The 18,189-nt window shown below is 35.2% G+C and carries 8 protein-coding genes; all 8 read left to right on the top strand.

The genetic code is table 11. The annotated features are described in order from the left end of the window. Window positions 1–9: 9 nt before the first annotated feature. The 8 genes from INF28_RS10655 to INF28_RS10620 all read left to right on the top strand — a co-directional run bounded on the left by INF28_RS10655 (window position 10) and on the right by INF28_RS10620 (window position 18,041). Window positions 10–4,344, top strand: coding sequence for a right-handed parallel beta-helix repeat-containing protein (locus INF28_RS10655; protein WP_226393445.1), 4,335 nt, complete (start codon window positions 10–12; stop codon window positions 4,342–4,344). A 63-nt stretch (window positions 4,345–4,407) separates the two neighbouring features. Beyond that, window positions 4,408–7,539 carry a right-handed parallel beta-helix repeat-containing protein gene (locus tag INF28_RS10650; protein ID WP_226393444.1) on the top strand — a complete coding sequence of 1,044 codons (3,132 nt, stop codon included), beginning with the start codon at window positions 4,408–4,410 and terminating at the stop codon, window positions 7,537–7,539. Between the two features lie 22 nt (window positions 7,540–7,561). Continuing rightward, window positions 7,562–9,760, top strand: coding sequence for an alpha-galactosidase (locus INF28_RS10645; RefSeq protein WP_226393443.1), 2,199 nt, complete (start codon window positions 7,562–7,564; stop codon window positions 9,758–9,760). 1 nt (window position 9,761) lies between these two features. Continuing rightward, window positions 9,762–11,720 carry a GDSL-type esterase/lipase family protein gene (locus tag INF28_RS10640; protein WP_226393442.1) on the top strand — a complete coding sequence of 653 codons (1,959 nt, stop codon included), beginning with the start codon at window positions 9,762–9,764 and terminating at the stop codon, window positions 11,718–11,720. A gap of 303 nt (window positions 11,721–12,023) precedes the next feature. After that, window positions 12,024–13,196 carry a serine hydrolase domain-containing protein gene (locus tag INF28_RS10635; protein WP_226393441.1) on the top strand — a complete coding sequence of 391 codons (1,173 nt, stop codon included), beginning with the start codon at window positions 12,024–12,026 and terminating at the stop codon, window positions 13,194–13,196. Between the two features lie 24 nt (window positions 13,197–13,220). After that, a complete protein-coding gene (locus INF28_RS10630) occupies window positions 13,221–14,627 on the top strand; it encodes a DUF4832 domain-containing protein (protein WP_226393440.1) in 1,407 nt (468 codons plus the stop codon). A gap of 249 nt (window positions 14,628–14,876) precedes the next feature. Then, window positions 14,877–16,061: an FAD-dependent oxidoreductase gene (locus tag INF28_RS10625; protein ID WP_226393439.1), complete on the top strand. Its 1,185-nt coding sequence runs from the start codon at window positions 14,877–14,879 to the stop codon at window positions 16,059–16,061. A gap of 201 nt (window positions 16,062–16,262) precedes the next feature. Then, window positions 16,263–18,041, top strand: a complete 1,779-nt coding sequence (locus tag INF28_RS10620; protein WP_226393438.1) for an ABC transporter ATP-binding protein — start codon at window positions 16,263–16,265, stop codon at window positions 18,039–18,041. Window positions 18,042–18,189: the final 148 nt, after the last annotated feature.

Below are 18,189 nucleotides of genomic sequence, written 5' to 3'. Positions count from 1 at the left end.
GAAATAAAAATGAAAAAGTTCTTTTTGATTTTAACATCAATTTGTATAGTATTTTGCAATGTTGTTTCTATGAATATGACTTTTGCAAGGGATACCCTGCCAATGTATATGATCGATTCTAATTCAGATTCTTTAGTCCATTTGATTGATTCAGAAGGCGAACTTGTTTATTCTGAAAAATTTGATAATGCAAACTTGTGGAATCTTAATGAAAAAAACGCATTTATAAATGATTCGGAGAAGCAATTCGTTCGTTTTCGATCGACTAAGAAAAATATACCGGTTATTGCAATCAATGAAGGTTCATTTGAAAACTACGATATTATTACGCGCGTTTCATTTAATGAACTTGATTTATTTGGTATTTATTTTGATTATGCCGATGAAGATAATAATTATTTATTCAAAATTTATGGCAGAGACAAAGTAATTCGGTTACTGAAAAAAAACAGCAATGGGCAATATGATAATTTAAAAAGCGGAAGTTATTATTTTAAGACAGGTGTAGAATACCAATTAAAAATTACATGTGTAAATGGTAATGTTAAGATTTATATTAATGATGATATGGTGATTTCTGAAACGGTCAATCAAATTGCCAGAAATAAAATTGGATTTTATTGTTTAAATTCTGATGTCAATATTTTATCTTTTGATGTCTATAAACATAAAGAAGCAAAACTGGAGGCGGGTAATCAAAAAATAGAAATATATGTATCTCCTGATGGTTCAGATAGTAATAATGGGAGTAAGGAATATCCTCTTCAAACAATTGATGCTGCTAAGGAAAAAGCCGAAATACCAATACTTTCCGGAAATCCGGTGGATATTATCTTTGAAGAGGGGACGTATTTTGTAAATGAAACAATATCTTTTACGGCTAATGATTCAGGCACCCCAAATGCCCCGGTGACTTATCGTGCTGAAGAGGGGAAAAATGTGGTTTTTACTGGTGGCAAAATAATAGACAAAAAGTATATATCGCCTATCACCAATGCTGAAATTTCAAATAGGGTTACTGATTCCGCATTAAAACATGGTGTCCAGATTGATCTTTCAAAGCTTGAGATTGATGACGCAATGTGGCATATAGATGGGAATCTTACAGCGGAACAAAATGATGGTGCGGCCATTCCTGTTGGGATATATCTCAATGATTCAAAACAATCTGTTTCAAAGTGGCCTAATGAAGGATTTAATCTTATTGAAAGTGTTGAAAGCACTGGGGGTACACTCCTTTCTGTATGGAATGGCAGTGCAGTATTTAATGATATAAAAGATGTTGGTGGTATTTTCAAATATTCGGAAGAGGAACCTAGCAAATGGGGAGAACTTAAAGAGGCTTTCCTTGTGGGATATACAGGAAATGATTATTTCGGCCAATATGCAAAAATAAAAAGCGTGGATTCTGCAAAACAAACAATTCAACTGGACGGATACACAAATTATGGTTTGGTCGAAGGCCATAGATGGTCAGTATACAACGTCCCTGAAGAGATGGATTTGCCAGGTGAATATTACATCGATCCTTATGATGAGATTTTATATTTATATCCGGAAAAAGATATAACAGATGAAGATGAACTTATGGTTATGGGTATGAATGCTCCCATCGTAAGTATTAATGGTGCGAGTTATATTGATTTTTCAGGAATAACATTTGAAAAAACGAGAGGCATAGGTCTTAATGTGGAAAATTCTTCGAACATTAATATAAACAGATGTACTATAAAACATATTGGTTCATCGGCAGTCTATATTAGCAAGTGCAGTGATGTTACAGTCGACAGTTGTATCATAAAAGATAATGATTATTCTCCAGTTACTATAAGAAAATGCGGTGATTTGAAAACACTTACAGACGCAAATATTTTAATTTGCAATAATCTTATTTATAACTCGTCTCAAGAGGCAAGAAACAGTACTATTCAGGATGATGCAAGCAGCTGCGGAATATCCTATATACGAAATACCTATTCTGGTTCCAAATGTATGCCACTGATTAGTATGAGTGTTGATTCGTATATAGGATATAATGAAATGTATAACCATATTAGAGAGGCGTACGATTCCGGGGTTATATACCAGGGCAGAGATTTGCATATGTATGATGGGAAAATTGAATATAATTATGTGCATGATTATGGCTATGTCGGAGATTATGCTTCATCGTATCCTGCAAACGGAATATTTATGGATGATTTACAATCCGGTATAACTATTCAGCATAATATAATTGTTCCGAATAATACAAACAATACTGCCGCAATAAAAATTGGCGGAGGGACAGATAATGATGTGCGATTTAATACAATAGCCAATGCGAGCAATGCGGTTATTTTAGAGCACAGAATTTCTGATACAATAGATAATGCGATATTTGGGTACAATGCATGGACTGATTTAACGGGGCAATTGGAAAAAGAGCAAATAGATGTATATTCTTCACAATGGCAAAGCAAGCATCCACGTTTATCTGCTTTTATTGACAAAGTCAATGAACAGAAAAAATATGTTCCTGACGGAAATGTTCTTGTGGACAATATACGAAGTAATTGTACTCAAGAGGACAGCTTGTCCTCGGTGCAGAAGAAATATTCAAAATCTATAGAGCAGTCAATTGATGTTACGCAATATAATGATGTTTTTGTTGATCCCGAGAAACAGGACTATCGCGTGACAACAGAGGCAAAAGAAAAATATAATTTACCCGATGTTTTGGATGAAAGCTTTGATATTGACCAAATCGGTAGTGATATAGTCGTTCAAACGGGGACGCCATTTGCGATGAATTATCCTGAGAACGGCGCAGAGGATATCTCTATTCATGATTGTTGGATTTCATGGCAAAAAGCTGATTATGCAGATGAATATTTTTATGAAGTTGCATCGGATAAAGACTTTTCTAATATTGTTGATTCTGGCAGAGCGGTAGAAAACAGAGCAAAAGTAAATAATCTGGAAAACGGGAAAGATTATTATTGGAGAGTTTCAGCAAAGAGGCTGGCAAGACGGGATATGGCACATTGGCAAAGTATATCGGGTGTTTTTACATTTAAAACTATCGATGTTGAACCTGTCAAGTTGACAAATCTCAGAAATGCAATTTTGGATTTGGAAAATACTACTGAGAAAATAAATGAAGGTGATGAGGTTGGGCAACAGCCTGAAGGCACCAAGAGAGATGCAGAGGAACTTATTCAGAAAAGTCAAGCATTACTTGCAGCTACGAATGTAAAGCAGGAAGATATTGATGCCGCCAGAAATGCAATATTCGAATTTACTGAAAGTTTACAAAAAAGCATGAATACCGGATATATTGGCATAGATTTTTCGGATAAAAATACGTGGAGAATACAGGGAAATACCCCTATAACCGCTTCTGATCCTAATATGAATATTTCTTTTGAAAATGGACAGTTGGATGTTCGAAAAGCAGAAAATAGTAATGAGTCAAAAATATTGTATGAAAATAAGATCTATCCTACTTCGGCTGCACTTTGTTTTGATCTCTGCATTGATAATTATGCCGATACTTGGTGTGGAATTACAATTAAGCAGACGAATACGGATTTTATAGGATATGCGGTTAAAAGGACAAGTGCATATATGCTTGTTATTAAAAAAGATGTTCTGGAATTGCAAAGATATAATCAAACGCAGCAAATGGGGGGAATTGTTGCTACTGCAGCAAATGATGTTCTTGACGAAGGAAAATATCATTCAGTTCAGTTTGGTGCAATTCCAACAGATGATGGCATTCAGGTTATTTTAAATGTGGATGGTAAAAATATTATTAATTATATCGATTCGGAGTATCCATATTATGATAATGGTTATTTTACAGTTGTCCCGATGGGAGAAATGCAAATTCATCTCAAGCCTTCCCAAAATATTCCTGAAGGGAAAGTAGAATTACCAGAAGTAGATACGTCAACTTTGGAATTCCTTGTAAATGACGATTCCATATGTCAAAAAGGAGAGCAATGGAATAAACAGCTGGGAGGCGGTTATAATAATCTGGATTATTATTATACAACATCCCAAGAATCTATACCATGGAGTCTGGTTACCAAAGGTTATGATACAAAATATAAGTTATATTTTTATAATGTAAAAGGAAATACGGATGCCAATGTAAAAGTGGATATATCAACGCTTAGAAATGAAGAGCATCTGGCAATTGATACAACTGGTCTGCCGCAGGGCGAATGGTGTTATCTTGCGGATCTTGATGTAGCCACAGCTACGATTGGAGTTGGCGGAGCGGACATTGTATTTACCCCAAGCGGAAGTGGTAAGTTTGCGATGTCGGCACTGAAACTTGAAAAGATTTCAGAATAAAAATATGTATCCTCGAACTGTATACATCAATACAGTTCGAGGATACGCATGAAGGAGTAACCCATGAAAAGAATAACTGTACTAATAATGATTTTATGTATGATTTTTACATCAGGCGTATACGCAAATGAATTTAATGCAAGTGTAGAAATTTATAATCATAAAGATAAATCGGTTTGGTATCTATGTGGTATTGATGACCAAATGAGCGCAGGCAAAAGTGCTTCTTTGTTGGTGTATGATTCTGAAGATAAAATAGTATATGTCGCACAAACAGTAGTGGATGGTAATGGCAGATATGAATTTAAAATAGTTATTAATAATAAAGTATTGGAAGAAGAAATTTATAATTATGACATACGTTTGTCAATAGATGGGGTAGATAAGAGTGATTCAGTTACATATTCTGTCGTTAATAATAACAATGTTTACACGATTAGAGCGTGTTCTAGCTCCATAAGTCAAGCACTTAAGACTGGTGATTATATTAAAATTATTATAGATATTGCAAAAAAATATGCGCTTCCATATGAATCAATGACCCCCATCGTTGCGGGGTATAACGAAAATGAAGAATTGATTTTTAATTATATAATGCCTTCGATAGAAGTAAGCGGTTCGGAATCTACAATTGAATTGGAAACAGGTCAAAAAGTAGGAGATGACGTAAAATACGTAAAGGTTTTCTTAATTGACAATTTAGAACAAATGACGTCATTGGCAGAAAGTTATGCAACCCAAGTTGGCAATTTTATAAACATTTATGTTTCTCCGGACGGTTCAGATGAAAATGAAGGCAATATTGAATATCCGGTGGCGACATTAGAAAAGGCATCAGGTCTTGCGGCTGCATATGTAAAAGCGTATCAAATGCCTGTGAATATTATCTTTGATGAAGGTACATATTTTTTTGATAGTACTGTAATTCTTGGAGATGAGTTTTCTGGGACAGAAACTTGTCCTATTACATACTGTGCTAAAGAGGGAGCAGAAGTAATTTTCAGTGCAGGGAAAACAGTAGACCATATGTTTATAAGCTCTGGTTTTGAAAATTCTTTAAAACAGCGTTTTCCTGAAAACGCTCGCGACAAAATTGTAGAAATTGATTTGTCAGAAGTGATTTTAAATGAAAACATGTGGAAAGTAGATGAGAGCCAATCTGATAATACGTATAATAGAATGTTGCCGACACAAATATATATCAATAATTCTAGACAACGGGTATGTAGATGGCCGAATACGGGATATAACCTAATTGGTAATGTCATTGATGTAGGTGGGAAAAAGCAAAATGTTTGGAGCGGAATATCGGATCAATTAAGTGAGGAGTATAAAGGTGGAACATTTGTTTTTTCACAGCAGGAACCATTAAACTGGGAAAATGTAAAAGATGGTTTCCTAATTGGTTATACCGGAAATGATTATTATGGACAGTGGGTCGGATTATCTAGTATTGATAAATCACAAAACAGATTAACGCTTTCAAAATGGACAGATTACGGATTAACAGAAGGAAAAAGATGGGCGGTATGTAATATTCCGGAGGAGGTAGATTTACCCGGGGAGTGGTATTTAGATTTTGATAGTAAAAAAGCATATCTATATCCGGAAAAAGAAATTTGTTCATCCGATGTAATCTCGGTAATGGGTAGTGCAGATGATTTAATCAGGCTTACAAATGTATCGCATATAAATTTCAGAAACATAATTTTTGAGAAAACAAACGGAAATGCAATGTATATATCAAATTCTTCAAATATTGAAATTACTGGTTGTGAATTTCGTCATATTGGAAGAACTGGCGTGTACATTCGAAGCAGTGAGGATATACTTCTTAAAAAATGTTATATACACACAAATGAATATATGCCGTTTGCAGCCATAAATTGTGGCGACTCAAGAACGCTTAAAAATGCAAATATTGAAGTCACAGATAATTTAATTAGAAATTCATCTCTTGGATATTTAACGGTTTCTGAAACAACGACCGATTCCTCTTGCGGGTTTAAATTTACTAATAATACGTTCAGCGGCTCAACAACAACTGCGCTTATTTTGAATGCTACTGAAACATATGCCAATTACAATGAGGTGTATAACATGCTGCGTGAGGGTTATGATGCTGGTGCTATCTATATGGGTAGATTGTTTAACAAATTTGATTCAGAAATATGCTATAACTATATTCATGATTATGGCCATTTAGATGACGATTTTGAGGCGAATTTTAGCGCAAATGGTATATTTCTTGATGATCTTGAATCAGGGATAAAAGTCATCGGAAATATCATTGTAGCAAACAATAACAATAATACCATTGGTGTTAAAATTGGCGGTGGAGCATACAATGCGGTAAAGTATAATATTTTTGCAAATATGTATCGACCAATTTTGCTTGAAGCAAGACAGGCAATTATGGAAGACAATAATATTTTGACGGATGTGACATGGAAAGATATGTTGTTTAATTTTCCGGATACTTTTGGTTCAAATACTGCCAATTTGGTTTTGAATACAACTACATGGAATGATTTTGATCAACTTGATATAAGTGTGGATCACGGAGTTTTTGCAAAGCAGCCATGGATAAATGAGCATGCCGGGGTATATAAATTGCTTTCGGAAATAATCAGTGATAGACGTTATAATGCAAGAGGAAATGATATTGATGGTAATATAAAATATTTGGTAGCAGAAGCCGATTCGCTTTCATCAAGGATGACACAGTATGCTAAAAACGCAAATATAAGTTATGATGTGTCTGAAGAAGATGTCTTTGTGAATGAGGAGGAACAGGATTACAGAATTTCTAATGAGGCAAAAAGTAAATACAATTTTTTCGGTGTTCCGGATGAAACTTTTGACATCAATAATATAGGCAGTAATTTAGTCAACGACACAGAAGACGATTTTTATATGAACTATCCTGAAAATGATGCAGAAGTTATCAAGGATAATTGTTATTTGTCTTGTAGTAATTCTGATTTTGCTGATTTATATGTGTTTGAAGTTGCTGAGGATGATAATTTTAATAATGTAATTTTTAACAAAGAATCGATAAATAACTGCATTCAAGTTAACGGCCTCGAAGATGGAAAAACATACTATTGGCGTGTAAGTGCAAAAAATTTATCAAGACGAGTGAATAAAAGTTATTTTTCAAACTCTGGCGTATATAGTTTTACTGTTCAATAAATAATATATGGAGGTGTAAGGAATGCCGATCAGATTTGACAGTGATAAAAACGTATTTTATCTTCATACACCCAAAACCAGTTATATTATTGCGGTATTGGAAAACAAGTATCCGATTAATTTATATTACGGAAAAAGAATTGAGGGTTTACCTGATGATATAGAAAATATTATTCCCACGAGGAGAGACGGTGGAGGTTCTGCTCAAGATATGGAAGGCACTAATCTCAGCACTGATTTATTGCCGATGGAGTATCCGACATATGGCTCGAGTGACTTAAGAACCCCAGCGTTTCACGCTCGTTATTCTGATGGAACAAGTGTAACCGCACTGCTATACTCGGAGTATAGAATTATGAAGGGAAAAAAGCTACTTGTCGAGTTACCATGCACATATATTGAGGATAATGCAGAAGCAGAAAGTTTGGAAATATATCTTAGGGATGCGCTTAAGGGTTTGGAAGTTGTTTTATGTTATACTGTTTATGAAAAGTACGATGCACTGATAAAAAGTGTTCGAGTGCATAATGATGGAAATGAAAATATAAGAATTGAGAGTGTTTTGAGTAGCACAATTCATCTTTATGGTTCTGAATACCAAGCAATACATCTTGCAGGTGCGTGGGCTAGAGAACAAAATTTATTAATAACGGATTTTATCGGCGGAAAGTTTTCAGTTGACAGTAAAAGAGGAGCTAGTAGTCATAATCATAGCCCTTTCCTTGCCCTTGCAGAAAAGGGGACTAATGAGAATTATGGCGAGGTTTATGCAATGAGTTTTGTTTACAGCGGAAATTTTATTGCAGAGGCTGATGAAGACTGTTACAATACCATTCGAATGCAGATGGGAATTAATCCGTTTAATTTTGAATGGGTTTTGGAGCCGGGACAAAGTTTTCAGGCCCCCGAAGTTGTTAATGTTTTTTCGCAAGATGGTTTCGGCGGAATGTCAAGGACTTTTCATGACTTATACAGGAGTAGGCTTGTGCGAGGAAAGTATAGAGATACAGTACGCCCTATACTTATCAATAGTTGGGAAGCAATAGGATGTAATTTTGATGAAAATAAAATATTAAGTATTGCGAAAAAAGCAAAAATTCTTGGTATTGAAATGGTTGTTTTGGACGATGGTTGGTTTGGACATCGTGATGCCCCAACCTCATCACTGGGGGATTGGTACCCCAATAAAAAGAAATTACCGGATGGCATCAAAGGACTGTCGAAAAAAATAGTCCAAATGGGACTTAAATTCGGATTATGGGTTGAACCTGAAATGATATCGGAGGATAGTGAATTATATAGAAAGCATCCCGATTGGTGTATTCATATCAAGGGCAGACGGAGAAACCTTGCTAGAAATCAGCTTGTTCTAGATTTATCAAGACCAGATGTGTGTGATTATATCATAAATTTTATGACTGAAATTCTGTCAGACAGAAATGTATCATACATCAAATGGGATATGAACCGCTATATGTCTGATATAGGGTCGGCAAGTTTGCCTCCTGAAAAGCAGCGGGAAATACCGCACAGATATATGCTTGGTTTATATAAAGTTTTAGAAAATCTGATTTCAAATTTTCCTGATGTACTTTTTGAAGGTTGTGCAAGTGGCGGAGGAAGATTTGATGCCGGAATGCTTTATTATTTTCCACAGTATTGGACAAGTGATTGCACAGATGCTGTTGAACGAATGTCGATTCAATACGGAACAAGTTATGTCATGCCAATAGCTGCAATAGGGGCCCATATTTCTGCAGTTCCCAACAAAGTTACAAGACGCAGCTGTTCTTTGGAAACCAGAGGTAATGTTGCTATATGTGGTCAGTTGGGTTTTGAACTCGATCCAAATGTACTTAATGATTATGATGTGAAAATGATTAAGCAGATTATAGAGAAATATAAACAAATGCGAGAAACAATTCATAACGGAGATTTATATAGATTAAAATCTCCCTTTTACGATGGAATGAGCGCTTGTAATATTGTCAGTAAGGATAAAGAAAATGTTATTTTTTTTCTGGGTACGTTTACTAGTAAGCCTTTTTCAGGAAAAATACGAATAAAACTAAAAGGACTTGATAAAAATGCTTCTTACAGCGATAAAGAAGGCAAAGTGTACAGCGGGGAATTTTTGGAAAATTATGGATTCCTTTTTGAAAATGTTATAGATTATACTTCATATATTATCTTATTAAAAAAACAAAATAATGGAGGGTAAAATGTTAAGAAAGATTAGTATTATATTGTCAGTATTTATGGCTATGGTTATCTCTGTTTCTGGGAATGCTTCAAGTAATGTGGGGTACTGTAATACAACTCAGAATGTATATATAGAAGGGATTACTGAAAACGCAGGTACTAAAGTGACTTTGATGGCACAAAGTAAACAAGACGGAAAAATAGCTTATATTAATGAATTTGTTTCAGACACCGCTTGCAAGTATAGTGCGAAATTTAAATTTCCTAATAATATCAATGATTATAATTTTCGTATCCGGGAAGGCAGTGCGGATGTTACAGACAATATTACTGTGTTAAAGTCGGAAATTACGGCTTCTTTTAATGTATCAATAACCAATGATCGTTATCATTCTTCGTTAAACTCAGGCGATATATCAAAGGCTGTTGTTAAAGTTAAAAATCAATATGGGGATGGTGGTCAATATAATGTAATTGTCGCTTTTTATGATGATAATGATATAATGATAGGAGCTAATTTGATGAATGGTAATTATTCTTTTGATGACATAAATACTACATACGAATATGATACAGGAATTGTCGTTCCGGATAATGCGAAATATGCCAAAGGGTTTATTTTCGCTGATATAGACAGTGTGAACCCTTTGTCTAAAAATTATCAAAAGAATATAGGAGATACAGCGTTTGGCTCTGATAATACTGATGTTAAAATAGCCTTTATCGGTGATAGTATTACACATAATGCATATCATCTTTCTGTCATAGAACATTATTATCAGACAAGATATCCCAAAAGAAATATTGAAATTGTTAATAAAGGAATTGGCGGAGATACCATTAATGGAGTTTACAATAGATTGGATTATGATATATTTCATGATAAGTTTTCAGGTGACATAGATGAATGCGTTCTGATGATTGGGACAAATGATGCAAGCCGAACATTCAACCCTGATGATGTTAACGATGTTAATGCGCTTGAACGTACTTTAACAAAATATGAGGATATTATAAAGAAAATTATAGAATGTAAAAAAGGACTGACCCTAATGACATCGTGCGTTCAGGATTCAACGGATTTTGAAGGGGCAACAACCGATTCATATCCACAGAAAAACATTGCAATTGGAAAAATAGCAGAAGGAGTACAGGCGCTGGCACAAAAATATAATCTTCCTTGCATTGACGAATGGACAACAACCACTGAATTTACTAATGAGAGGAGAGGATTGGGTGATACCCAGCCGATTATTACTGGAACAGATCGAACGCATCCTGGAGATAATGGTGGATTTTATATGGCATATCAATTTATTAAGCAGCAAGGTACATCGGATGTTGTTGCAAATGTTGCAATAGATGTCGATACTGGAAAAGTGACCAGCGAAAATGCAGATGTTGTGCTTAAGGAGTGTGAGCCTGACAGCTTGAGATATACATATATACCTTATTCAATTCCTATGGCTTATACAGATGCTTATAAAAATGCTGAGGAAAATTGGAGATTAAATATATCAGATGAAATTAATAGAGAGATAATAAAAATTACCAATCTTGATGCAGGAACATACAATGTGTCGATGGATGATATAAGCATGGGAGAATATACTTCTGCACAGCTTGCAGAAGGCGTCAACATTGCAGTCAATAAAAATAATCCTGGCCAGGTACAAGCTATGCAGGCGTATGAACTTTGCAACAAAAAGACGAGAGCGGAATCGCAATACAGGACTATTGCCCTTACTGAACAACAAATGCAAATACATCATATATATACCTACAATGAGTTAAAAGATAAGGTGCCTGATTTAATTGGATATTTTAATAGATATTTTCAATTAATTGATACGGATTATGAAAAATATGGATATAAAGAAACTCAGTCCGCATCCTGGAATGAAATAAAAAATTTTGAAACGCAAGCCAAGGAGGCCGCCATTCCCAAAACACATACGGTTACTATAATAAAAAAATAATATAATATTTAGTTCCCCATTGTTTGACATATACAGCGGGGAACTAAAAAATGTTTTGGAAAAAGTAATGAATATTAAAAACTTGCAAATTAAAACATATAGGGCAGACTGTTTTGTGAAATTGGTGAATCGGGAATAATCAAATTTGATAGGCATGATGGTATTTGATTTTAAATATAATGCTTTTGGCAGGAAATATCTATGCTTGAGAGACGGATGATTTGAATGATGGAAGGTATAAGATTAATTGTGCAAACAGCAAATATATATTTTAACTTTTAAAGTAAAATAGGAGAAGGAATTGTGGATTTTTCAAGATTAAAAATTTTTATGAATGAAATGGCCAAAAGCCGAACCCCAGGTAATGCTATAGAAATATATAAGGATGGACAGAAAATTTTTGAATATGCAAGCGGTTATTCTGATTTAGAAAATAATGTGCATCTCAACGGTGATGAATTATATTTTATTTATTCCTGTTCAAAAATTGCAACAGCCGTTGCTGGTATGCAGCTTATAGAAAATGGGAAAATTCTTGTTTCTGATCCGCTGTATGATTATATACCTGAATTCCGCCATATGATGGTGCAATGCAGTGATAACACTTTAAAAAAAGCTGAAAAACCCATTACAATAGGTGATTTATTTTCAATGACATCAGGTTTTAGCTATGATTGTAAAGAAGCCGTGGATAAAGCAAAAAAAATCAATAATGATATTGCGGATACACATAATGTAATTAGATGTCTTGCTGAAACACCTTTGAATTTTGAACCCGGTACACGCTGGATGTATGGTTTGTCACATGATATATTGGCTGAGGTGATAGCGGTGGTAAGTGGAAAGAAATTCAGTGAATATATGCAGAAAAATATCTTTATTCCGCTTGAAATGAAAGATACGACATATCATTGTGATAAAAGTGTGGCCGAAAGAATGGCGGAGCAATACGTATTTGAAACAAATAGTGCAAATACATTTGATATTGTGAAAGCACAACAATATGGTAATTCGATGGTAGGCAAATTTATAAAAAAAGAAAAAACAAATTCTTTAGTATATTCTGAAGAATATGACAGTGGTGGAGCGGGAATTATCACCAATGTATCTGATTACGCAAAGCTTGCTGCCGCCTTAGCAAATTCTGGAGTAGGAATAAATGGTGAAAGAATACTTCAAGAGAAAACCGTTGATCTTATGAAAACAAATCGTTTGAATCGTAAACAAATGAAAGATTTTAATTGGAAACAGCTTAAAGGATATGGTTATGGGTTTGGCGTAAGAACAATGATGGATCGTGCTGCCGGTGGTTCTCTTAGTTCCATCGGTGAATTTGGCTGGGGCGGAGCGGCTGGAGCATCAGTGTGGGTAGATACTACACTGAATTTAGGCATTTTTTACGTTCAGCATTGTTTAAATCCAAGAGAAGAATATTATCAACCGCGGTTAAGAAATATTATATATTCTTGCATATAGGAAGTAGTTGGAGGATGAATGATAATGAATGATATATTTTATGTTAAAGCAAGTACATCAAAAAAATATATTGATTTACGTCCAATTATAGATGATAAAACAGTTTTGAAAAATCCTCATAAGGGGTGGTATTATCACTATATAGATAATGGAAAATCTAGCCCTTTGTATCGAGATAAATTGGATGCAAGTGATCATTTTGAAAAGTTCCCTGGGATGAATCACTTATATTTACGTGTCGATTGGTGTGATATTGAACCGCAGGAAGGGATCTTTGAGTGGGAGTGGATTGATGAAATAATTAATGTATGGGCTATATATGGATACAAATTTTCCTTTAGGGTTTGTTGTTATGAACCATATTTAACATATGCAACGCCTGAGTGGGTTCGTCTTGCGGGAGCAAGGGGAGAGTACTTTCCAAGTTTGAAGGATGATGTATGGGATAATCCCAATGAAAAATTGTGGGAACCTGATTACGGAGATCCTATCTTTTTAAACAAGCTTGAGAATATGCTTTCAGAATTTGGAAAAAAGTATAACGGACACCCGCTTGTGGAATTTGTTGACATAGGTACATATGGAACATGGGGAGAAGGGCACCGTTATGCGGGAGGATGTGCGTTTGACGCTATAGATGTTCTGCGAAAACATGTCGATCTTCATCTTAAATATTTTTCTGATACGACGTTGATTTTGAACGATGATATGATTGACACTGCATGCCGTGCAGAGGGTGAAGAAGCAGCGAAAACATTTATGTATTATTGCATAGGCAAGGGAATTGGAGCAAGAGATGACTCTATATGTGTTAAATACTATTCGGATACCTTTGGATATGATACGTTGAGTTTGCAATGTTTTTTCGAGGAGGCATATAAAAATGCCCCTGTTGATCTGGAGTTTGCACATTATCGTGTTGTTGATAGTGCAATCTTTAAGGAGGGCTTGGCATTTGTAGAAGCTTTAAAAAATGCACATGCATCCTATGCTGGTTTTCACGGATACCTTCATCCATGGATTGATGAAAGACATGCTCTCACAGAGTATATTGCAAACAGACTTGGATATTGGTATTTTATTACGGGAATAGACTTACCAGAATGTGTATGCGGAACAAAAACTGTTATGAAATTATATGTTGAAAACCATGGGTGGGCCAAAGCTTATAATAGTTATACGCTAAAAATTTGTGCTATTAATGAAAATGCAAAATATGAGTTGTTTTCTTGTGAAGGTATAAACCTGCATTGGGAAAATAAACATACTGAAACAATAATTCTTAATTTTAAAAATGTTCCGAAAGGAAAATATAAACTCGCTTTGGGACTTTACGAGGGCGAAATACCTATAAAATTAGCTATTAAAAATGAAAATTGGAATTGCGGAATGTATGAGCTTTGTGATTTTAGTGTTGGAGAATTGCTTTAGATAGAGATGAAGGAAACGAAATAACAATATTAGATAATTTCAAAGCAAAATATTATTGCAACCTGAGAAGGAAACTATAAAAAAGGGATTCTTATACATAGGTAAAAGTATAGACGTCGGTAATTGTGGAGCTATACCATTTCATTAAGAGATGTTTTTTATAAATTTATAAAACCAGCTAAACTAAAATGGCTTTTCAAGCTTTGTCCGTAAGTAATTAGTTATAGGAGAGGGAGAGGTAAATAAAGTATGTATATAATTGAACCTGAAAGACAATTGCCAGTATACGATGAGTATGATGTTTTAGTATGTGGTGGAGGCATTGCAGGAATATCAGCAGCACTTGCTGCTTCAAGACATGGAGCTAAAGTGCTTTTAGTGGAACGTGAATATTTGCTGGGCGGGCTTGCTACACTTGGGTTGGTAACGACATATCTTCCGTTATGTGATGGAAAAGGGCATCAAGTTATTTTTGGAATTCCAGAAGAACTTTTGCGTCTTTCTATTCGAAATGGCATTGAAGACATGTATTGTCCGGAATGGTTAGAGGGAGGGACGGTGAAAGAACGTAGCGAAAGACGATTTGAAATTCGTTATAACCCTCAAATATTTGCCATTGAAATTGAGCAGTTATTGCAAAATCAAGGAATTAAAATATTGTTTGGAACAAATGTATGTGCGGTTAGAAAACAGGAAAATAGAATTACCCATGTAATAATTGAAAATAAAAGTGGACGTTCGGCGATTTCCGTGAATAGTGTTATTGATACAACTGGCGATGCTGATGTATGTTATTTTGCCGAAGAATCAACTGTGACGTTTCAGCGAGGAAATATACCGGCCGCGTGGTATTATTATATAGAAAATAATTCATATTGCTTAAAAGAACTTGGATTCAGTGAAAAACTCGAGACGGAAAAGCTAAAAGAAAGAATAGCCCAAAAACGTATTTTGGGAATTGATGCATATGAATTAACGCAATATGTGATGTATTCGCGTAAAATGGTGTTAAATGATTTTCTTGAAAAGGAGAAGAATTCCCCCAAACATGCCCTCTCGACACTTGCCACAATTCCACAGGTTAGAATGACTCGGCGTCTACAAGGAGTGTATACACAAGACGAAAATACAAAACATCGTAAATTGGATGATAGTGTGGGATTATTTGGGAATTGGCGTAAGCGAGGTCCTGTTTATGAATTATCATTTCGAGCTCTTTACGGTAAAAACGTCAAAAATTTAATTACAGCCGGTCGGTGCATTTCAGTGACAGACATTATGTGGGATATTACGCGCGTTATTCCGGTGTGTTCAGTTTCGGGTCAAGCTGCCGGTACAGCAGCTTCGTTTTGTAGCAATTTCGAGAAAATTGATATGAATTATTTACAGCAGTTACTAAAAAATGATGGTGTCATTTTACATGAAAAACTGTAAGTTTGAGCATATATCTTAAATAGTTTATGTAAGTGATATATATATTTGTGTTTGAAATTTATTGATATACATGCATGGTATGGAGACAAATGGGTGTTGATGTGTATGCAACCAGTTTGCATAATTATCAAAAATAAAAGGCTGAGATATAAGTGTATGGAATTATGCTATGTGAGTTTATAGAGATCAAAGGTGAGAGATATGGAAAAGAGAGGGTTTTGGAAAACAATTTATGAATATTCAAAAAAGTATCAAAGGAATTTAGTGACAGCTGTACTTTTTTCTTTGCTTACGGGGATTGCAGTTGCGGTTCAGCCGTTGATTATCAAATATATCGTAGATGATGGCATTCAAAATACAGCGGTTGAGCCTGATATGAGAATAAAAATAGCGGTGTTTTATTGTTTGATTTATGTAGGTGTTTGTATTTTTCGCATGAGTATGTGGGCCATTGGGTACAGGAATATGCTTCAGGGATTGGAGGGCTTTTTGTTTCGCATTCGGTCTGAATTCTTTGACCATATTCAAACGCTGTGTATGCGGTTTTACGATCATACCTCATCTGGAGAACTGTTTAATTATATCATGGGTTCGCCCACAGCAAATTTAAAAAATTTTCTACAGCAGTTTTCTATGAATGTCCCCTATCAAACTGTGGCATTGGTGATATCTCTTAGTGCAATGTTGTCCTATGATTGGCTGCTCACCATTGTTATGCTTTTGATAGTCATCGTATCGATATTGCTGAACCATCACTCGCGGAAAAAAATTAAAAAGCTGTCTGGGGATTTGCTTCAAAGTGAATCAGAAGCAAGTAAATATATTGGCGATGTTCTTCATGGAAGCAGAGCAATCAAGATGTATGCCATAGAGGACGATATTTATACAAATTTTGAGAAGTATATGAGCACGTTGAAAAATAAAGGGGTTAGTTTGTCGTTTACGCAGTGGGTGGAAAATGCAAAACCTGAATTCACTCAAAACTTTGGCACTGCATTGATTTATTTTGTAGGGGCATTTTCCTGTATTTATCGAGGATTGACGGTGGGAGAGCTTGTGGCGTTTGTCAGCAGTATGGGAATTATTTTAAATTCTCTAAACTTATGGTTCAACGTGAACCTAATCCGTTCCAATGCAGAAGCAGGACTTGAAAGAATTACAACTGTGTTAAATATCCAAACAACCACCCCGGAAAAGACAGAACATTTACGTGATATTGAGATAGAAAAGGAAAAAGCCAAAAGAAATCAAACTCCGTGTATTGCATTTCATGATGTTTCCTTTGGTTATGATAATCGAAAAATCTTGGAACATTTTAACTGTAAAATGGAGTATAACCATAGCTATGGATTGGTTGGTGCAAGCGGTAGCGGTAAAAGTACCATTACCAAATTGATTATGCGATTATATGAGGTAGAGAGCGGAGAAATAAAAATACATAATCGGAATATCAAAGATTTTAGTTTGCATGATTTGAGAAAGAGCATAGGAATCGTTCCTCAGGATCCATTTATGTTTCAGGGGAGCATTATTGAAAACATAAGAATTGCCTGCCCGCAAGCCGGCATGTTGGAAATTATGAAAGCAATGGAAACCGCAAGAGTACATGAATTTGTAAACGAGCTGCCAAATGGCTGGAATACTATAGTAGGAGAGGATGGATATGGTATTTCGGGAGGGCAAAAGCAACGGATTGCCATTGCCAGAGCTATTTTAGGAAAGCCGGATATTTTGATTTTTGATGAGGCCACATCCGCGCTGGATAATGTATCCGAGAAATATATTCAAAGCGCCATGGAAGAATTAATGAAAACGCATACGGTTATTATGATAGCCCATCGGCTGACGACAGTGAAGAATGTGGATGAGATTTTTGTATTTGATCAGGGAAAAATTGTACAGAGAGGAAATTTCAATGAGCTAAGCCAAAGAGAAGGTTTATTTCAAGATATGTTGAACATGAATGCAGAAGATGAATAGGGAGCGAGCGTGTGAGAAAAATGGACCATAATCAAAAAAGTAGACAGAGGAATGAGGAAAATAGGATAGCGGCAGTTTAGGGCTGCTTCCAGTATAACAGTTCAGCCTGATTGGGAGTAAGCATGCCAAGAGAGCCATGAGGGCGTCT

The organism is Ructibacterium gallinarum, assembly GCF_014982785.1.
Lineage (GTDB): Bacteria > Bacillota > Clostridia > Monoglobales > Monoglobaceae > Ructibacterium > Ructibacterium gallinarum.
Note: the sequence above shows the minus strand (reverse complement) of the source record. Positions and strands in the feature narration are given on the sequence as shown.